The organism is Citrobacter sp. 50677481, assembly GCF_001463265.1.
GTDB lineage: Bacteria > Pseudomonadota > Gammaproteobacteria > Enterobacterales > Enterobacteriaceae > Citrobacter_A > Citrobacter_A sedlakii.
Genome location: NZ_LNHZ01000057.1, coordinates 92,543 through 111,871, shown reverse-complemented (window position 1 = coordinate 111,871; position 19,329 = coordinate 92,543). Strand labels below are relative to the sequence as shown.

At 53.7% G+C, this 19,329-nt stretch carries 15 protein-coding genes; 8 read left to right on the top strand and 7 right to left on the bottom strand.

Features of this window, described 5'->3' with window-relative positions; genetic code table 11:
* The first annotated feature begins 8 nt into the window (after positions 1 to 8).
* The 3 genes from bepA to APU02_RS15400 all read left to right on the top strand — a co-directional run bounded on the left by bepA (position 9) and on the right by APU02_RS15400 (position 2,941).
* Positions 9 to 1,472, top strand: a complete 1,464-nt coding sequence (bepA, locus tag APU02_RS15410; protein ID WP_060570523.1) for a beta-barrel assembly-enhancing protease — start codon at positions 9 to 11, stop codon at positions 1,470 to 1,472.
* A gap of 40 nt (positions 1,473 to 1,512) precedes the next feature.
* Positions 1,513 to 1,872, top strand: coding sequence for an arsenate reductase (glutaredoxin) (gene arsC / locus APU02_RS15405; RefSeq protein WP_060570521.1), 360 nt, complete (start codon positions 1,513 to 1,515; stop codon positions 1,870 to 1,872).
* Between the two features lie 157 nt (positions 1,873 to 2,029).
* The gene (locus APU02_RS15400; RefSeq protein WP_060570519.1) at positions 2,030 to 2,941 is read left to right on the top strand and encodes an Rpn family recombination-promoting nuclease/putative transposase; all 912 of its coding nucleotides are present in this window, start codon (positions 2,030 to 2,032) and stop codon (positions 2,939 to 2,941) included.
* Here APU02_RS15400 and APU02_RS15395 read toward each other — a convergent pair.
* The 4 genes from APU02_RS15395 to APU02_RS15380 all read right to left on the bottom strand — a co-directional run bounded on the left by APU02_RS15395 (position 2,931) and on the right by APU02_RS15380 (position 7,349).
* Entirely contained in the window at positions 2,931 to 3,632 is a 702-nt protein-coding gene (locus APU02_RS15395) for a DnaA inactivator Hda (protein WP_211935781.1), read from the bottom strand. The genes APU02_RS15400 and APU02_RS15395 overlap by 11 nt on opposite strands.
* Before the next feature lie 94 nt (positions 3,633 to 3,726).
* Positions 3,727 to 5,016, bottom strand: a complete 1,290-nt coding sequence (uraA, locus tag APU02_RS15390) for a uracil permease (RefSeq protein WP_060570515.1) — start codon at positions 5,014 to 5,016, stop codon at positions 3,727 to 3,729.
* A 94-nt stretch (positions 5,017 to 5,110) separates the two neighbouring features.
* On the bottom strand, positions 5,111 to 5,737 hold the full coding sequence (upp, locus tag APU02_RS15385) for a uracil phosphoribosyltransferase (protein ID WP_003037929.1): 627 nt from the start codon (positions 5,735 to 5,737) through the stop codon (positions 5,111 to 5,113).
* 181 nt (positions 5,738 to 5,918) lie between these two features.
* Positions 5,919 to 7,349 (bottom strand): 6-phospho-beta-glucosidase, encoded by a 1,431-nt coding sequence (locus tag APU02_RS15380; RefSeq protein WP_060570514.1) that lies wholly within the window; start codon positions 7,347 to 7,349, stop codon positions 5,919 to 5,921.
* A 265-nt stretch (positions 7,350 to 7,614) separates the two neighbouring features.
* On the opposite strand from APU02_RS15380, the gene purM reads away from it, so the two are divergent.
* The 4 genes from purM (at position 7,615) to ppx (ending at position 13,120) form a co-directional block, all read left to right on the top strand.
* Entirely contained in the window at positions 7,615 to 8,652 is a 1,038-nt protein-coding gene (gene purM / locus APU02_RS15375; RefSeq protein ID WP_060570601.1) for a phosphoribosylformylglycinamidine cyclo-ligase, read from the top strand.
* Positions 8,652 to 9,290 carry a phosphoribosylglycinamide formyltransferase gene (gene purN, locus APU02_RS15370; RefSeq protein ID WP_060570513.1) on the top strand — a complete coding sequence of 213 codons (639 nt, stop codon included), beginning with the start codon at positions 8,652 to 8,654 and terminating at the stop codon, positions 9,288 to 9,290. Before purM ends, purN begins: the two co-directional genes overlap by 1 nt.
* 217 nt (positions 9,291 to 9,507) lie before the next feature.
* Entirely contained in the window at positions 9,508 to 11,574 is a 2,067-nt protein-coding gene (gene ppk1 / locus APU02_RS15365; RefSeq protein ID WP_060570511.1) for a polyphosphate kinase 1, read from the top strand.
* A 4-nt stretch (positions 11,575 to 11,578) separates the two neighbouring features.
* Positions 11,579 to 13,120 carry an exopolyphosphatase gene (gene ppx / locus APU02_RS15360; RefSeq protein WP_042290934.1) on the top strand — a complete coding sequence of 514 codons (1,542 nt, stop codon included), beginning with the start codon at positions 11,579 to 11,581 and terminating at the stop codon, positions 13,118 to 13,120.
* 7 nt (positions 13,121 to 13,127) lie between these two features.
* On the opposite strand, the gene APU02_RS15355 is transcribed toward ppx, so the two are convergent.
* Entirely contained in the window at positions 13,128 to 15,368 is a 2,241-nt protein-coding gene (locus APU02_RS15355; RefSeq protein ID WP_060570509.1) for a sensor domain-containing phosphodiesterase, read from the bottom strand.
* Between the two features lie 346 nt (positions 15,369 to 15,714).
* Here APU02_RS15355 and APU02_RS15350 point away from each other — a divergent pair, with 346 nt between their 5' ends.
* The gene (locus APU02_RS15350; RefSeq protein WP_042290938.1) at positions 15,715 to 15,906 is read left to right on the top strand and encodes a YfgG family protein; all 192 of its coding nucleotides are present in this window, start codon (positions 15,715 to 15,717) and stop codon (positions 15,904 to 15,906) included.
* 222 nt (positions 15,907 to 16,128) lie between these two features.
* On the opposite strand, the gene guaA is transcribed toward APU02_RS15350, so the two are convergent.
* A complete protein-coding gene (gene guaA / locus APU02_RS15345) occupies positions 16,129 to 17,706 on the bottom strand; it encodes a glutamine-hydrolyzing GMP synthase (protein WP_042291366.1) in 1,578 nt (525 codons plus the stop codon).
* A 60-nt stretch (positions 17,707 to 17,766) separates the two neighbouring features.
* Positions 17,767 to 19,233, bottom strand: a complete 1,467-nt coding sequence (gene guaB, locus APU02_RS15340) for an IMP dehydrogenase (RefSeq protein WP_042291368.1) — start codon at positions 19,231 to 19,233, stop codon at positions 17,767 to 17,769.
* Between the last annotated feature and the right edge of the window lie 96 nt (positions 19,234 to 19,329).

The following is a 19,329-nucleotide window of genomic DNA, read 5'->3' as shown; positions in this document are numbered from 1 at the left end:
CAGAGGTTATGTTCAGGCAGTTTAAGAAAAACCTGGTGGCTACCCTCATTGCCGCACTGACCCTCGGTCAGGCGGCGCCCGCGTTCGCAGACGCTGCGGACTCATTGCCGGACATGGGAACGTCGGCTGCAAGCACCCTTTCCATCGGGCAGGAATTGCAGATGGGCGATTATTATGTACGCCAGCTGCGCGGCAGCGCGCCGTTGATTAACGACCCGTTGTTGGTACAGTACATTAACGGACTCGGGATGCGCCTGGTTTCCCATGCCGACTCGGTCAAAACGCCCTTCCATTTCTTTTTGATAAATAACGACGAAATCAACGCATTCGCCTTCTTCGGCGGTAACGTCGTGCTGCACTCCGCGCTGTTTCGCTACTCTGATAATGAAAGCCAACTCGCCTCGGTCATGGCGCACGAAATTTCCCACGTTACCCAACGCCACCTGGCGCGGGCGATGGAAGATCAAAAACGCAGCGCGCCGCTCACCTGGGTTGGCGCACTGGGCTCCATATTGTTAGCAATGGCCAGCCCGCAGGCGGGGATGGCGGCGCTCACCGGGACGCTGGCGGGCACGCGTCAGGGAATGATCAGCTTTACCCAGCAGAACGAACAGGAAGCCGACCGTATAGGGATCCAGGTGCTTCAGCGTGCCGGGTTCGATCCACAAGCTATGCCGACATTCCTGGAGAAACTCCTCGACCAGGCGCGCTACTCCTCCCGTCCGCCGGAAATCCTGTTAACCCACCCCTTGCCGGAAAGCCGACTTTCTGACGCCCGTAACCGGGCAAACCAGATGCGTCCGGTCGTGGTGCAATCATCGGAAGCGTTCTATTTAGCGAAAGTGCGCACCCTGGGAATGTATAATTCCGGACGCAACCAGTTAACCAGCGATCTGCTGGATGAACTGGCGAAAGGCAACGTCCGCCAGCAGCGCGCCGCGCAATATGGCCGGGCGCTTCAGGCAATGGAAGGCAGTAAATATGATGAAGCGCGCAAAGCGCTCCAGCCGCTGTTATCGGCGGAGCCGGGGAACGCCTGGTATCTGGATCTGGCCACCGACATCGACCTCGGACAGAAGAAAACCCATGACGCGATCGCGCGTCTGAAAAATGCGCGCGATTTGCGGGTGAACCCTGTCCTGCAGCTTAACCTCGCGAACGCGCTGCTGCAGGGTGGACAGGCGCAGGAAGCCGCAACGATCCTCAACCGCTATACGTTTAATTATAAAGACGACAGCAATGGCTGGGATCTTCTTGCCCAGGCGCAAGCTGCGCTGAATCATCGCGATCAAGAGCTTGCGGCCCGCGCGGAAGGCTACGCGCTGGCGGGCCGTCTCGATCAGGCGATCTCATTACTCAGCAGCGCCAGCTCACAGGCGAAGCTGGGCAGCCAGCAGCAGGCGCGTTACGATGCCCGTATCGACCAGTTGCGTCAGCTGCAAGAACGCTTTAAGCCTTACACCAAAATGTAATTATCTGTCCTTTGCCCGGATAGCGATACAAGGAGAAGTCATGTCAGAAGCGGTAAAAATCTACCATAATCCGCGTTGTTCCAAGAGTCGTGAAACGCTGAGCCTGCTGCAGTCCAACGGCGTGGAGCCGGAAGTGGTGCTTTATCTCGACACCCCCGCCGATGCGACAACACTGCGTCAGCTGCTGAAAATGCTGGGCATGACCAGCGCCCGCGAACTGATGCGCCAGAAAGACGATCTCTACAAAGCGCTCAATCTGGCAGACAGCAATCTGACGGAGGCGCAACTGATTCAGGCGATGGTAGAAAATCCCAAACTGATGGAGCGCCCGATTGTGGTGGCGAACGGCCAGGCACGAATCGGACGACCGCCAGAGCAGGTGCTGGACATCGTCCGCTAACCGCCCATGCGCCGCCTCAGTATCGATTGCGGCGCTTTTCTATTATTTGGCTCTCAATAATTTTCCGAGGCTACTCGCATCCTTGCCGCTTCTTTCTCTTCTTTATTTTTCTTTCTGCTAGATTGCGGACTATTCATTAAAGAAGGAAAAGGATGCCATGAATAAAAAGAACACCTCGACACCGCATGATGCCGTGTTTAAACAATTTTTATCCCATCCCGAAACCGCGCGTGATTTTTTGGAGAGTCATTTACCCCGTGCGCTGCATAAACTTTGTGACCTCAGTACGCTTCGTCTGGAGTCTGCCAGTTTTATTGAGGAGACGATGCGCGCCTATTATTCGGATATTCTTTACTCATTAAAGACGCGCGTAGGTAACGGTTATATTTACGCGTTAATTGAACATCAGAGCTCTCCCGACCGGCACATGGCGTTTCGCCTGATGCGCTATGCCATTGCCGCCATGCAACGTCACCTTGACGCCGGACACGACACATTGCCGCTGGTGATCCCGGTTCTGTTCTATCACGGTCTGGTTAGCCCTTATCCATACTCAATGCGCTGGCTGGATGCGTTTGCGCTGCCGTCGCTGGCTGAAAATTTCTATAATCACGCCTTTCCTTTAGTCGATATTACCATCATACCCGATGATGAAATTATGCAGCATCGACGAATGGCGATTCTGGAAATAGTGCAAAAACATATTCGCTTGCGCGATTTAAATGAATTAACAGATAAACTAGTAATATTAATCAATCAAAACAACATCACCCACGAGCAGCTTAAAACAGTATTGCTTTACGTATCAAAAAATGGAAAAGTAGAAAATCAACGCGCTTTTTTCCAGACACTGGCAAACCAACCAACCGAATATAAGGACACAATTATGACGCTGGCAGAATATCTGAGAAACGAAGGCTTTGAAGAAGGGCAAAAGCTCGCGGCGTTACGTATCGCAAAAGAGATGCTGAAAAACGGGCTCGACCTGCCACTCATTCTCACCGTGACGGGCGTCAGCGAAGCAGAATTACATCAGACAGACCCAGAGCAGTCTGCGGTTAAAGCTTGAGGATCTCTTTGACGAACGGAATCGTCAGCTTACGCTGGGCGGTAATCGAGGCATGATCGAGCTGGTCCAGCGTCATAAACAGCGTACGCATTTCGCGATCCAGCCGTTTAAGCAAAAAGCGCCCCACGTCTTCGGGTAGCTCAAAGCCACGTAGCCGGGCGCGCAGCTGGAGCGCCTGAAGTTTGTCTTCATCCGACAGAGGCTGAAGCTTGTAAATTTGCCCCCAGTCCAGCCGCGAGGCCAGATCGGGCAAGCCGAGATTAAGCTGGCGTGGCGGACGATCGCCGGTGATCAGCAGACGCGTTTTTCCAGACTCGAGGATGCGGTTGTAGAGATCGAAAATCGCCATTTCCCACAGCGCATCGCCGGCGACACATTCGATGTTGTCGATACAGACCAGCGAAAGCTGTTCCATCCCGTCGAGCACCTCCGGAACAAACCAGGTGCGCTTGTCCAGCGGCACATAGCCGACCGCGTCGCCGCGCTGCGACAGTTCCGCGCAGGCGGCATGCAATAAATGACTGCGGCCCGCGCCTTCACGCGACCAGAGATAAATGTATCCGCTATGCTCCTGACGCAACACGTTTTGCAGTGCGGCCAGTAAAGAGGCGTTATCCCCCGGCCAGAAACTTGCGAAAGTTTCGTCGTCAGGAAGATAAAGTGGCAAGGAGAGCTGTGCCGGTGTGTTCAGAGATACCTCAACCCAGATTTCATTAAATCGCGATGAGTTTAACACAGAATTCCGCTGTGATAGAACCGGGCAGCGTCCCTGCCCGGTTTCTGTGTTACTGCTGCGGCGTATCCGCGTCTTTCGCATCCAGTACCACTTCTTCCGGACGCAATACTGAGATTAACTTGAAGATCAGACTCAGGCCAATCCCGACGATGGTGGCCAGCGCCATGCCTTTCAGTTCAGCGGCGCCAATGTGAACCTTCGCGCCACTGACGCCAATGATCAGAATAACGGAGGTCAGGATCAGGTTCTGCGCTTTGTTGTAATCCACCTTCGATTCAATCAGCACGCGGATACCGGACGCGCCGATCACCCCATACAGCAACAGGGATACCCCCCCCATCACCGGTAGCGGAATGATCTGGATAGCCGCTGCGAGTTTGCCTACGCAGGAGAGCAGAATAGCGAAGATCGCCGCGCCGCCAATCACCCAGGTGCTGTACACGCGGGTAATTGCCATGACGCCAATATTTTCGCCGTAGGTGGTGTTCGGTGTAGAGCCGAAGAAGCCGGAGATCACCGTTGATAAACCGTTAGCGAACATAGAGCGATGCAAACCCGGATCGCGTACCAGATCTTTTTTAACGATATTCGCCGTAACCACCAGGTGCCCGACGTGTTCAGCAATCACCACCAGCGCCGCTGGCAGAATGGTCAGAATAGCGAACCACTCGAAACGCGGGGTGTAGAATGTCGGCAGCGCAAACCAGTGCGCCTCGGCGATCGGTGTGGTATCGACAACGCCCATCGCGAAGGAAAGCGCATAGCCCGCCAGCACGCCAATGAGGATCGGAATAATCGCCATAAAGCCGCGGAACAGTACAGAACCGAACACGGTCACCGCCAGCGTCACCATGGAGATAATAATGGTCTTCGCATCCGCGGACTGACCTTCCGCCGGCAGCAGTCCGGCCATGCCAGCAGCGACCCCCGCCAGTTCCAGACCGATAACGGCAACAATGGCGCCCATCGCAGCAGGAGGAAACATCACGTCCAGCCAGCCAGTGCCTGCCTTCTTCACGATGAAAGAGACCAGGCAGAACAGCACGCCGCACATAATAAAGCCGCCCAGCGCCACCTCATAGCCTAACGGCAGCAGGAGCAGCACCGGGGAGATAAAGGCAAAGCTCGACCCTAAATAAGCCGGGATTTTCCCTTTACAGATAAACAAATAGAGCAGCGTACCGATGCCGTTAAACAGCAGAACAGTGGCCGGGTTAATATGAAACAGAACGGGCACCAGCACGGTTGCGCCAAACATGGCGAACAGGTGTTGCAAACTAAGCGGGATTGTCTGTAAAAGCGGCGGTCTTTCACTTACCCCGATAGCACGGCGCGTCATAGTGTTTTCCTCTGTGTGTTTTGTTATTAGCAGTTGAGTTGTTCTATTCAAAAAAAAGCCGACTCTTAAAGTCGGCTGATATTTAATGATTCACTTATTTCGTCCCAAAGATCTTATCACCGGCATCGCCAAGCCCCGGAATAATGTATCCGTGCTCGTTCAATCCCTGGTCGATCGACGCGGTGTACAATTCCACGTCCGGGTGCGCTTTTTCCAGCGCGGCAATGCCCTCCGGCGCGGCAACCAGCACCAGCACCTTGATGCTGCTGCAACCGGCTTTTTTCAGCAGATCGATGGTGGCGATAACGGAACCTCCGGTCGCCAGCATCGGATCAACGATCAGCGCCATACGCTCGTCGATGTTGGACACCAGCTTCTGGAAATAAGGAACCGGCTCCAGGGTTTCTTCGTTGCGGTACATCCCGACCACGCTGATACGCGCGCTTGGTACGTTTTCCAGTACCCCTTCCATCATCCCCAGACCTGCGCGCAGGATAGGCACGACGGTAATTTTTTTCCCTTTAATCTGGTCGACTTCAACCGGGCCATTCCAGCCTTCAATGGTCACCTTTTCGGTTTCCAGGCCCGCAGTCGCTTCGTAGGTCAGCAGACTGCCTACTTCCGAGGCGAGTTCACGAAAGCGTTTGGTGCTGATGTCGTTTTCACGCATCAGACCCAGCTTGTGTTTGACGAGTGGGTGTTTGACTTCCACGATCTTCATACTCTTCTCCTTTCCTCAGACGAGTGGCAACCACAAAAAAATCGCCGGATTATACCGCTTTTCCTCCTGGGCGCAACATAACGTATGCATGACCTGGATCAAGCAAAGTTATTTACCTTTGGCTGATGAGTATAAAACACGCCCCGCATTCTGCGCGGGGCGGCGGGTCAAGTCGCTGAAATCAGAGCGTTTCACCGTTGCTTTTAATCACCTGCTGATACCATGCGAAAGATTTTTTAGGCTGCCGGGCCAATGTGCCGCTCCCGTCATTATTTTTGTCGACGTAGATGAAGCCATAGCGTTTTTTCATTTCGCCCGTGCCAGCGGAAACCAGATCGATGCATCCCCATGGCGTGTACCCCATCAGATCCACGCCATCCTCCACCACCGCTTTTTTCATTTCGCGGATGTGCGCGGCCAGGTAGTCAATACGGTAACTGTCGTCCACCGATCCGTCAGGCTGCTGAACGTCAATGGCGCCGAAGCCGTTCTCAACAATAAACAGCGGCAGCTGATAGTGGTCCCAGAACCAGTTCAACGAATAGCGCAGGCCGACGGGATCGATCTGCCACCCCCAATCCGACTTCTGCACATAGGGGTTGGCGACCAGATGCTTCGTTTCGTCATAGTCAAGCTGTGGATTATCCTCCGTCGCTTTGGTGGTAAACGACATGTAATAGCTAAAGCCAATGTAATCAACGCAGCCCTCAGACAACGCGGCGCGATCGGCGTCGGTGATATCCAGCGCGAAGCCGCGGCGTTCGAAATAGTTAAGGATGTGCTGCGGGTATTTACCGCGTACGTGGACGTCGGTAAACCAGTAGCGGCGGTGCATGGCGTTCATCGCCATCATCATATCGTCCGGCGCACAGGTCAGCGGGTATATGGGGCACATGGCGATCATGCAGCCGACCTGTAGCGCCGGGTTGATTTCGCGGGCAGCTTTCACCGCCAGCGCACTGGCTACCAACTCGTAGTGCGCCGCCTGGTACATTATCGGTTCGCGATCTTCGCCCGGCTGGTATTTCAACCCGGAGTTAGTAAACGGCGCGAAGTCTTCATGATAATTCGCCTGGTTGTTAATCTCGTTAAACGTCATCCAGTATTTCACTTTATGCTGGTAGCGCGTAAACGCCACCTTCGCAAAGCGCACGAAAAAATCGATGAGCTTACGGTTGCGCCAGCCGCCGTATTCCGTCACCAGTTGGTACGGCATCTCGAAATGCGACAAGGTGATCACCGGTTCAATGCCGTATTTCAGACACTCGTCAAAGAGGTCGTCATAAAATTGCAACCCCGCTTCATTGGGCTGGGTTTCGTCTCCCTGCGGAAAAATACGTGTCCAGGCAATGGACGTGCGGAAACACCTGAAGCCCATTTCCGCGAACAGTTTTATGTCCTCTTTGTAGCGGTGGTAAAAGTCAATGGCGTGGTGATTGGGATAATTTTTGCCTGGCAGCACGCCCTCGGTGATTTCCCGCGCGACGCCGTGCGCGCCCGCGGTCATCACATCGGCCACGCTGATTCCCTTTCCGCCTTCCTGCCAGCCGCCCTCCAGTTGATGCGCCGCGACCGCCCCACCCCACATGAAATTCGCTTTAAATCCCGACATAGATCCCCTCGTTAATTCGCATTAGCAAAACAGAAACCGGTTTCAGTACGATACTGAGCAAACTTAGCGGCGCATTCAAGCAACGAAATGTACCCGGTTTCATTTTCGTGGCGCAGGTCATAAAAACGGCGCCGTACGAGAAAATCGCAGTAAAAATGAACACATAAAATCGGATGCAACGCAGGCTCGCAAACGTTTGCTTTCCCTGTTAGAATTGCGCCGAATTTTTCCTTTTACCGCAAGAAATAACGTGGGGAACCAGGCAGTGACCGATAAAACCTCTCTTAGCTACAAAGATGCCGGTGTTGATATTGACGCGGGCAATGCTCTGGTCGATCGAATCAAAGGCGTAGTGAAGAAAACCCGCCGCCCGGAAGTGATGGGGGGTCTGGGTGGCTTCGGTGCGCTGTGCGCGTTGCCGCAAAAATATCGTGAACCGGTACTGGTTTCCGGCACTGACGGCGTAGGGACCAAACTGCGTCTGGCAATGGATCTTAAGCGTCACGACACCATCGGGATTGACCTGGTGGCGATGTGCGTGAACGACCTGGTTGTTCAGGGCGCTGAGCCGCTGTTTTTCCTCGATTATTACGCTACCGGGAAACTGGACGTGGACACCGCAGCCAGCGTCATTCAGGGCATTGCGGAAGGTTGTCTGCAGTCCGGCTGCGCGCTGGTCGGAGGGGAAACCGCTGAAATGCCAGGGATGTACCACGGTGAAGACTATGACGTCGCGGGTTTCTGCGTCGGGGTGGTGGAAAAATCAGAAATCATCGACGGTTCTAAAGTTGCCGACGGCGATGTGCTGATTGCGCTGGGATCCAGCGGCCCGCACTCTAACGGCTACTCGCTGGTGCGCAAAATCGTTGAGGTTAGCGGCTGCGACCCGGAAACCACCGAGCTTGACGGTAAGCCGCTGGCCGATCATCTGCTTGCGCCGACCCGAATCTACGTGAAATCGATCCTGGCGCTGATCGAGAACGTCGACGTGCACGCCATCGCCCACCTCACCGGCGGCGGTTTCTGGGAAAATATTCCACGCGTCCTGCCGGACAACACTCAGGCGGTGATCGACGAATCTTCATGGCAGTGGCCTGCCGTGTTCAACTGGTTGCAAAACGCCGGTAATGTTAGCCAGCACGAAATGTACCGTACCTTTAACTGCGGCGTCGGTATGGTGATCGCCCTTCCGGCAAGCGAAGTGGACAATGCGCTGGCATTGCTGAAAGCAAAGGGTGAAAACGCGTGGAAAATCGGTATCATCAACGCTTCTGATTCCGAACAGCGTGTGGTTATTGAATAATGAATATTGTGGTGCTTATTTCCGGCAACGGAAGCAATTTGCAGGCGATCATTGATGCCTGCAAAGAGAAGAAAATCAACGGCACCCTTTGCGCAGTATTCAGCAACAAGGCCGATGCGTTCGGCCTTGAACGCGCCAGAAAAGCGAACATTCCTGTGCATACGCTGACGGCCGATCAGTTCGCCAGCCGTGAAGCGTTTGACCGGGAGCTGACCCTTGAGATCGACGCGTATGCGCCTGATGTAGTGGTGCTGGCCGGTTTTATGCGCATTCTTAGCCCAGCCTTTGTCGCTCATTATCACGGACGCCTGCTGAATATACACCCTTCCCTGTTGCCCAAATATCCCGGCCTGCATACCCACCGCCAGGCGCTGGAAAATGGCGACGAGGAACACGGCACGTCGGTGCACTTTGTCACCGATGAGCTTGATGGCGGTCCGGTCATTTTACAGGCGAAAGTGCCCGTCTTTGAGGGAGACGACGAAGACGAAATCACCGCGCGCGTTCAGGCCCAGGAACATGCCATTTATCCCCTGGTTGTGAGCTGGTTCGTCGAAGGCCGTCTGAAGATGCATGACAACGCCGCGTGGCTGGATGGTCAACGTTTGCCGCCACAGGGCTATGCGGCTGACGATTAATTCGGTCCCTTCACAGGCCAGAAGCGCCGTCTTCTGGCCCTGACGCGTCCGTTCGCCGGATAGCGGCAAAATACCCTGTCCGGCCTACTTTTCTTCCCGCCTTTATGCTATCAAACAGTTTATTGTCATACTTTTCTGGCACAGTTGGACATCTGAGAGCATTGCTCGCCATAATGATCAGGTCGTGTCCCGTGAATCAAACGGAGTATAAGTATTAATGGGTCAGGAAAAGCTATACATCGAGAAAGAGCTGAGCTGGTTAGCGTTTAACGAACGCGTGCTCCAGGAAGCGGCGGATAAATCTAACCCGCTAATCGAAAGGATGCGTTTCTTAGGCATCTATTCCAATAACCTTGATGAGTTCTATAAAGTGCGTTTCGCCGAGTTGAAGCGCCGCATTATCATTAGCGAAGAACAGGGCTCAAATTCGCATTCTCGCCATCTGTTAGGCAAGATCCAGTCCCGTGTGTTAAAAGCCGATCAGGAATTTGATGGTCTTTATAACGAACTGTTGCTGGAGATGGCGCGCAACCAGATCTTCCTGATTAACGAACGCCAACTGTCGGTGAATCAGCAAAGCTGGCTGCGCCACTACTTTAAACAATACCTGCGCCAGCATATCACCCCCATTTTGATCAACCGCGAAACGGATCTCGTTCAGTTTCTGAAAGATGATTACACCTACCTCGCGGTGGAGATCATTCGTGGTGATTCGATACGCTACGCGCTGCTGGAAATTCCATCGGACAAAGTGCCGCGCTTCGTCAACCTGCCGCCGGAAGCCCCGCGACGCCGCAAACCGATGATCCTGCTGGACAACATTCTGCGCTACTGCCTGGATGACATCTTCAAAGGCTTTTTTGATTACGACGCCCTGAACGCTTATTCGATGAAGATGACCCGCGACGCCGAATACGATCTGGTGCACGAGATGGAATCCAGCCTGATGGAGCTGATGTCCTCCAGCCTCAAACAGCGTTTGACCGCTGAACCGGTGCGTTTTGTTTATCAGCGCGACATGCCCAACGCGCTGGTCGAAGTGCTGCGGGAAAAACTGACCATCTCGCGTTATGACTCCATCGTGCCCGGGGGGCGTTACCACAACTTCAAAGATTTCATTAACTTCCCGAATGTCGGCAAAGCGAATCTGGTGAATAAACCGCTGCCGCGCCTGCGCCATATCTGGTTTGATAATGAGAAGTTTCGTAATGGCTTTGACGCCATCCGTGAACGCGATGTGCTGCTCTACTATCCGTATCACACCTTTGAGCACGTTCTGGAGCTGTTGCGTCAGGCCTCCTTCGACCCGAGCGTACTGGCCATCAAAATTAACATCTATCGCGTGGCGAAAGATTCACGGATTATCGACTCGATGATCCATGCTGCCCACAACGGCAAAAAAGTCACGGTGGTGGTGGAGCTACAGGCGCGCTTTGATGAAGAAGCCAACATTCATTGGGCGAAGCGCCTGACGGAAGCGGGCGTACATGTGATCTTCTCCGCGCCGGGCTTAAAAATTCACGCCAAGCTGTTTCTTATTTCGCGTAAAGAAGGCGACGACGTGGTGCGTTACGCGCATATCGGCACTGGTAACTTCAACGAAAAAACCGCGCGCCTGTATACCGACTATTCGCTGCTGACCGCCGATGCGCGGATCACCAACGAAGTGCGCCGGGTCTTTAACTTTATTGAGAACCCGTACCGTCCGGTAACGTTTGATTATTTGCTGGTTTCGCCACAGAACTCGCGTCGCCTGCTGTATGAAATGATTGACCGTGAAATCGCCAACGCTCAGCAGGGACGCCCTTCCGGCATCACCCTGAAGCTGAATAATTTGGTCGACAAAGGGCTGGTTGACCGCCTGTATGCGGCGTCCAGCTCCGGCGTGACGGTAAATCTGCTGGTTCGCGGAATGTGTTCGCTGATTCCTTTTCTTCCAGGCATCAGCGACAATATTCGCGTCATCAGCATTGTTGACCGCTATCTGGAACATGACCGGGTTTACATCTTTGAAAATGGCGGCAATAAGCAGGTGTACCTCTCCTCCGCGGACTGGATGACGCGTAATATCGACTACCGCATTGAGGTAGCGACGCCGCTGCTTGATCCACGCCTGAAGCAACGGGTACTGGATATTATTGACATCCTGTTCAGCGACACGGTAAAAGCCCGCTATATCGACAAAGAACTGAGTAATCGCTACGTGCCGCGCGGGAATCGCCGCAAAGTACAGGCGCAACTGGCGATTTATGACTACATCAAATCACTCGAGCAACCAGACTAACGCTATGCCAATACATGATAAGTCCCCACGACCGCAGGAGTTTGCGGCAGTCGACCTCGGCTCAAACAGTTTTCACATGGTCATTGCCCGCGTGGTGGATGGCGCAATGCAGATAATTGGCCGTCTGAAGCAGCGTGTCCATCTGGCTGACGGCCTCGGCCCGGATAACCGGTTGAGTGAAGAAGCCATGGAGCGCGGGCTAAGCTGTCTGTCGCTGTTTGCCGAACGTCTGCAGGGGTTTTCGCCCTCCAGCGTCTGTATTGTGGGGACGCACACGCTGCGTCAGGCGTTGAACGCCACTGACTTTCTCAAGCGTGCGGAAAAGGTTATCCCCTACCCTATTGAGATCATCTCCGGTAACGAAGAAGCGCGCCTGATTTTTATGGGCGTTGAGCACACGCAGCCCGAAAAGGGGCGTAAGCTGGTGATCGACATCGGCGGCGGCTCAACGGAACTGGTGATCGGCGAAAACTTCGAGCCAAAGCTGGTTGAAAGCCGTCGTATGGGGTGCGTCAGCTTTGCGCAGCTTTATTTTCCCGGCGGCGCGATCAACCCGGAGAACTTCCAGCGCGCCAGAATGGCGGCGGCGCAAAAGCTCGAAACCTTAACCTGGCAGTTTCGCATTCAGGGCTGGAACGTCGCGCTGGGCGCCTCCGGCACCATTAAAGCCGCACATGAAGTGTTGCTGGAGTTGGGGGAAAAAGACGGTTTTATTACCCCGGAACGTCTGGACCGTCTGGTGACAGAGATACTGCACTATCGCAATTTCGACGCCCTGAGCTTGCCGGGTTTATCCGAGGAGCGAAAAGCGGTGTTTGTGCCGGGTCTGGCGATTCTTTGCGGTGTCTTTGATGCGCTGGCCATCCGTGAACTTCGCCTCTCCGACGGCGCGCTGCGTGAAGGCGTCCTGTACGAAATGGAAGGCCGCTTTCGCCACCAGGACGTCCGTAGCCGTACCGCCAGTAGCCTGGCGAATCAGTACAATATTGACAGCGATCAGGCCAGACGCGTACTGGATACCACCATGCAGATGTACGATCAGTGGCAGGCGCAGCAGCCAAAACTGGCCCATCCGCAGCTGGAAGCGCTGCTGAGATGGGCCGCGATGCTGCACGAGGTAGGCCTGAATATCAATCACAGCGGCCTGCATCGCCATTCAGCCTATATTCTGCAAAACAGTGATTTACCCGGCTTTAATCAGGAGCAGCAAACCATGATGGCGACGCTGGTTCGCTATCACCGCAAAGCGATCAAGCTGGACGATCTGCCGCGCTTTACGCTGTTCAAGAAGAAGCAATACCTGCCGCTAATCCAGTTGCTGCGCCTTGGGGTTCTGCTGAACAATCAGCGCCAGGCCACGACTACGCCCCCGACGCTGACGCTCATCACGGACGACAGCCACTGGACGCTCCGTTTTCCTTATGACTGGTTCAGCCAGAACGCGCTGGTGCTGCTCGATCTGGAAAAAGAGCAGCAATACTGGGAAGCGGTCACCGGCTGGCGTCTGAAAATAGAGGAAGAACGTTCACCGGAAATCGCCGCATGAAAGCCGCTCAGGTGCCGGTAACCGGCACCTGCGCTTTCAGTATGTCCCTTAGCGGTTGGGGTTCGCCGATTAAATATCCCTGCATATAGTCAATACCCAGCGAGGCGACCGCGCTGCGGATCTCCTCGCTTTCAACAAATTCCGCCACCACCTGCATTTTCTTCATGCGCGCCAGATGGCAGATAGAAGCCACAATCTGGTAGTCGAGGCTGTTCGATACCATATTGCGGATAAAACTCCCGTCAATTTTTAAAATGTTGGCGCTGACATTTTTCAGCCGGGCATAGCTGGCATAGCCGGTACCGAAATCGTCAATCGCAATTTGACAGCCCAGCTGTTGCAGATTATGCAGCGTTACCTGCGCCTGCTCGGCATTCAGCAGCGCGTAGCTTTCGGTGACTTCGAAGATCAACTGCCACGCCTCGATCTGGTATTTGCTCAGTAGCTTGCTGACTTCCAGTGAAAACTTCGCCCGACAAATTGACGGAGCCGAAAGATTCAGGGCAAAACGGCGCGCGGGCATCTCTGCACGATTATCGGCCATAAAGCGTAAGGTATGTTCGATGACCCAGAGATCGATTCGCGAGGCCAGACCGAACTCATGCGCAACGGGCAAAAATACCTCTGGCGAGATCAGTCCGCCGTCACGGTCTTTCAACCGCAGCAGGATCTCATGGTAGACATCGCCACGCAGGCCTTCGATAGGTTGCGCCATCAGGCAGAAGCGATCGTGTTCGAGCGCGTGCTGCAGGCGATTCATCATCGCCACTTTATCTTTCACATTGCGCTGCAAATTCACAGCTCCACGACGCTCCAGATTCTCCGGCGTGTTGGTCATAATCGACAGTTCAGCAATGGTACTAAGTTCGCCAAGCAGCAGATAAATATGGTTCACCGGAGACCGCACGTAGCAGTAGCTCATGCCCACCTGCGGCTGGAAAGTCATACCGTCCCAGATAAAGCGAAACCGTTTGATGTGCTCGTCCAGGAGATCAATACGCTGCTGGTGTGATTCGGTGTTTAAGCGCAGCAGCAGGTCCGGGCCAGACATTTGGTAGACGTTTTCATCCGGCGACAGCTTTTCATTTATCCAGTGTGAAAGCTGCTGCTTATACTGAATCCGCAGCATAATGCCATAATTCTTCACCAGCACTTCGAGCTCAGGAACATGCAGAAAACAGAGCGCGGACCACGGGGCATTTTTCAGGGCGCGATTGAGCGCGCGGAGATTGGGCAGATGAACAACGGGATCGAGGAAAGCCAGCCTGCGCGCGCGGCTGTTGACAACCCGCTGACGCGTGGCCAATACCGCCATGTAATTGACGATAAATGAAAAAACCAGAAAGCTCGACGACGTGATCGCCAGTTGGACATCATAACCAGAATAATAGGGGGTATAGCTCTGGTAATTATGAATCGCAATAATCAGCACGGGCGCCCAAAGCAGAGAGATGAAGCGATAGCCATAGCGCATCGCGCCCCAGAGCATAACCGGCAGTAATAATGACATTGTATAATTTGTGCTGAATATTGAGCTATTAACATTCAGGGGCATACATAACAAGGTCATTAATACAACGAGGATTAATAACCATAAGGCGACCTCCTTCTTCGAGGCTTTTGCATCAAACTGCAGTTTTAACTGGGAATAATAGCCGCGTAAATGAAGCGGGTTACGAATCACGCGAAGGAGAAAATAGAAAAACGGGACGCCAATTAAATTTCCGACCAGGATCCCCTGATAGTTAATTAATGCATTGATGTTAAACGGGGTGACGCCCATCAGATTCAGTCGGCTTTCATACATTCCGACAAACGCCGCAAACTGAAAAAGCACCAGAAACAGCGTAGCGGAGCAAAATACCTGCCAGAAAATTCGCTGGAACACCAGTCGCGGCTCGCCGTGTGAGACGCAATTCCGACGCGGATTAAAGACGCGATAGCCGCCCCAACTGAGGACGATAGCGATGAGGAAATGGGCGATTACCGGTAGCGTTTCAGCCAGCCCCACCTGCGGATATTTGCGTAAAAAGATGGCAAGAATAATTCCTGGTAATGCCGCCCAACTGAAAAAGTGCATCATGCTCATCATTAATGCTAACGGAAGATATAAAAGCACCACATCCCCGGAAGCCATATGCGCATAAGTATTGACGTGGCTCACTAATGGCAGCATTAAACACGGCAAAACCAGAGGAAGCCCCCACCACTTATCTCTGATTGCAATATAATTTTTATTCAGTCTCATAGATGCTCAGCAGAAACCCCGACTCCCGATGGGTTTTATCAGACAGGCATCCCCCCTGACCGCAAAAAGGCGATGAAAAGATCATCACGTGAGGCAACGATTTTAGTTGCCAGCGGAAAGCAAATTTTGACATACATCAAATAATTTCACCGCCATTAATTAATTATTACCTTTATTCCGACGCGTTATCATTTATATATTATTAATGTAAATAAGATTATTAACTTCCATAACAACCACCCATGAACAAGCTAACGCATTTTTACAACGTCATGAATTGACCATTGCGGCGCAGTATGCCTTAATGTGCTTATCGCCCGCAGGGGCATCTCTTAAGGAACCTTTTGTGAGTCAGGCTACCAGTATGCGAAAACGACATCGATTTAACAGTCGCATGACCCGTATCGTACTGCTTATCAGTTTTCTCTTCTTCTTTGGACGCTTTGTCTACTCTTCTATTGGCGCCTGGCATCATCATCAGGACAAAAAAGACGTTCAACAGTCCAGCCTCTCTGTCGAAACGCCCGCACAGCGTTAAGGTTTCTCAGCGCGATAAGATAAACCGATCTTCCATCGTCGAACATGCCGCAGTCTCGCTAACCGTTAATAGCAATGATGTCTTTCTTCAAATATTGTGGCCCATTTTTCGCGCTAAGCAGTCATTGTAAATGTGAATAGATTAAAATAAAAAACCCTCTGTAAAAACAGAGGGTTGAATTAATATTCGAACAGAAATGATTAGCTATACGTTAGCGGTTCATTATTCCCACTCAATGGTTGCGGGGGGCTTACCGCTGATGTCATACACCACGCGGGAAATGCCGTTCACTTCATTGATGATGCGGTTAGACACGCGGCCTAAGAAGTCATACGGCAAGTGCGCCCAGTGCGCGGTCATAAAGTCGATGGTTTCAACCGCACGCAGAGAGACAACCCAGTCGTATTTACGACCGTCGCCCATCACGCCAACCGAACGAACCGGCAGGAACACGGTGAACGCCTGGCTTACCTTGTTGTACAGGTCAGCTTTGTGCAGTTCCTCGATGAAGATCGCGTCCGCACGACGCAGCAGATCGCAGTACTCTTTCTTCACTTCGCCCAGCACGCGCACGCCCAGACCTGGCCCCGGGAACGGGTGACGGTAAAGCATGTCGTACGGCAGACCCAGCTCCAGACCAATCTTGCGTACTTCGTCTTTGAACAGCTCTTTCAGCGGTTCAACCAGACCCATCTTCATCTCTTTTGGCAGACCGCCGACGTTATGGTGAGATTTGATGACATGCGCCTTACCGGTTGCTGAAGCAGCAGACTCGATGACGTCCGGGTAGATAGTGCCCTGAGCAAGCCATTTCACCTCTTCCAGCTTCAGCGCCTCTTCGTCGAACACCTCCACGAAAACGCGGCCAATGATCTTACGTTTTGCTTCCGGATCGTTTTCACCCGCCAGCGCGCTGAGGAAGCGGTCTTCCGCCGGAACATGAACGATGTTCAGACCGAAATGGTCGCCGAACATATCCATCACCTGCTGCGCTTCATTCAGACGCAGCAAACCGTTATCGACAAAGACGCAGGTCAGGTTTTTGCCGATCGCACGGTGCAGCAGCATCGCGGTGACGGAGGAGTCAACCCCACCGGACAGACCGAGGATCACTTTATCATCACCGACCTGCTGACGGATTCGCTCAACCGCGTCGTCAATGATTTTTGCCGGCGTCCACAGCGCTTCACACTGGCAGATATCGCGCACGAAGCGCTCCAGCATACGCATTCCCTGACGGGTGTGCGTCACTTCCGGATGGAACTGCACGCCGTAGAAACGTTTTTCCTCATTCGCCATGATGGCGAACGGGCAGCTTTCGGTGCTGGCAACGGTCACAAAGTCAGACGGGATAGCGGTGACTTTATCGCCGTGGCTCATCCAGACGTCGAGCAGCGGCTTGCCGTCGGCGGTCAAGGAGTCTTCGATACCACGCACCAGCGCGCTGTCGCTAACCACTTCAACCTGGGCGTAGCCAAACTCGCGCTCGCTGGAGCCTTCTACATGACCGCCCAGCTGCATCGCCATGGTCTGCATGCCGTAGCAAACGCCAAATACCGGTACGCCCGCTTCAAAAACGTACTGCGGCGCGCGCGGACTGTTTTCTTCGGTGGTGCTTTCAGGGCCGCCGGAAAGAATGATACCGCTAGGATTAAACTCGCGAATCTGTGCTTCAGTTACATCCCAAGCCCACAGTTCGCAGTACACGCCGAGTTCACGTACGCGACGCGCAACCAGCTGAGTGTACTGCGATCCGAAATCAAGGATGAGAATGCGATGCTTGTGAATATTGTCTGTCATTGACGCTAATTCCGAGGCAAATGAAACCAAAAAAAGCGCCCGTCAGGGCGCGTAAACTTATCAGGAGCCCAGACGGTAGTTCGGGGACTCTTTGGTGATGGTCACGTCGTGAACGTGACTTTCCTGAATACCCGCACCGCTGATACGGACGAATTCCGCCTTAGTACGCAATGCGTCAATAGTACCACAGCCCGTCAGTCCCATACAGGAGCGCAGGCCGCCCATCTGCTGGTGAATGATCTCTTTCAGACGGCCTTTATAGGCAACGCGGCCTTCGATACCTTCCGGCACCAGTTTGTCGGCGGCGTTATCGCTCTGGAAGTAACGGTCAGAAGAGCCTTTAGACATTGCGCCCAGCGAGCCCATTCCGCGGTAAGATTTATAAGAACGGCCCTGGTACAGTTCAATTTCGCCCGGAGATTCCTCGGTACCGGCCAGCATAGAGCCGACCATCACCGCGCTTGCGCCTGCGGCAATGGCTTTCGCGATATCGCCAGAGAAACGGATACCGCCGTCGGCGATAACCGGAATGCCGGTGCCTTCCAGCGCTTCTACAGCGTCAGATACGGCGGTGATCTGCGGAACCCCCACGCCGGTTACGATACGGGTGGTGCAGATAGAGCCAGGGCCAATCCCCACTTTCACCGCGCTTACGCCAGCGTCAGCGAGGGCGCGCGCGCCTGCGCCAGTCGCCACGTTGCCGCCGATGATTTGCAGATCCGGGTACTTCGCGCGGGTTTCGCGGATACGCTGCAGTACGCCTTCGGAGTGGCCATGAGAGGAGTCGATCAACAGGACGTCAACGCCCGCAGCAACCAGCGCATCAACGCGTTCTTCGTTACCCGCCCCCGCGCCAACCGCTGCGCCGACGCGCAGGCGACCGTGCTCATCTTTACAGGAATTCGGTTTACGTTCTGCTTTCTGGAAATCTTTAACGGTGATCATGCCGAGCAGGTGGAAGCTGTCATCAACAACCAGCGCTTTCTCGACGCGCTTTTCGTGCATTTTTGCCAGCACGACATCACGCGCTTCACCTTCACGCACGGTAACCAGACGCTCTTTCGGGGTCATATAGACGCTCACCGGCTGGCTCAGGTCCGTCACAAAACGCACGTCGCGGCCCGTAATGATGCCGACCAGTTCGTTGTCTTCGGTCACAACCGGGTAGCCTGCGAAACCATTGCGCTCGGTCAGTTCTTTAACTTCGCGCAGGGTGGTCGTGGGCAGAACGGTCTGCGGGTCGGTAACCACGCCAGATTCATGTTTCTTCACGCGACGGACTTCTTCCGCCTGGCGCTCGATAGACATGTTTTTGTGGATAAAACCAATGCCGCCTTCCTGGGCCAGAGCGATAGCAAGGCGCGCTTCAGTCACGGTATCCATTGCTGCGGAGAGCATAGGAATGTTCAGACGAATGGTTTTCGTCAACTGCGTGCTGAGATCGGCAGTATTCGGCAGAACGGTGGAGTGAGCGGGAACGAGGAGGACGTCGTCAAACGTCAAAGCTTCTTTAGCGATACGTAGCATGGGCAATATCTCTGACCTGGGGTGGATAAATATTGCCGTGGCATTATACAGAGCGTAACCGATTGCATCTACACTTTTTTGCAAAAAAACCTTGCG

What these genes read in the sequence shown, in the direction of transcription:
- bepA (WP_060570523.1), top strand. Translation starts at nt 9, where the DNA reads ATGTTCAGGCAGTTTAAGAAAAACCTGGTGGCTACCCTCATTGCCGCA.
- arsC (WP_060570521.1), top strand. Translation starts at nt 1,513, where the DNA reads ATGTCAGAAGCGGTAAAAATCTACCATAATCCGCGTTGTTCCAAGAGT.
- APU02_RS15400 (WP_060570519.1), top strand. Translation starts at nt 2,030, where the DNA reads ATGAATAAAAAGAACACCTCGACACCGCATGATGCCGTGTTTAAACAA.
- uraA (WP_060570515.1), bottom strand. Translation starts at nt 5,016, where the DNA reads ATGACGCGCCGTGCTATCGGGGTAAGTGAAAGACCGCCGCTTTTACAG.
- upp (WP_003037929.1), bottom strand. Translation starts at nt 5,737, where the DNA reads ATGAAGATCGTGGAAGTCAAACACCCACTCGTCAAACACAAGCTGGGT.
- APU02_RS15380 (WP_060570514.1), bottom strand. Translation starts at nt 7,349, where the DNA reads ATGTCGGGATTTAAAGCGAATTTCATGTGGGGTGGGGCGGTCGCGGCG.
- purN (WP_060570513.1), top strand. Translation starts at nt 8,652, where the DNA reads ATGAATATTGTGGTGCTTATTTCCGGCAACGGAAGCAATTTGCAGGCG.
- ppk1 (WP_060570511.1), top strand. Translation starts at nt 9,508, where the DNA reads ATGGGTCAGGAAAAGCTATACATCGAGAAAGAGCTGAGCTGGTTAGCG.
- ppx (WP_042290934.1), top strand. Translation starts at nt 11,579, where the DNA reads ATGCCAATACATGATAAGTCCCCACGACCGCAGGAGTTTGCGGCAGTC.
- APU02_RS15355 (WP_060570509.1), bottom strand. Translation starts at nt 15,368, where the DNA reads ATGAGACTGAATAAAAATTATATTGCAATCAGAGATAAGTGGTGGGGG.
- guaA (WP_042291366.1), bottom strand. Translation starts at nt 17,706, where the DNA reads ATGACAGACAATATTCACAAGCATCGCATTCTCATCCTTGATTTCGGA.
- guaB (WP_042291368.1), bottom strand. Translation starts at nt 19,233, where the DNA reads ATGCTACGTATCGCTAAAGAAGCTTTGACGTTTGACGACGTCCTCCTC.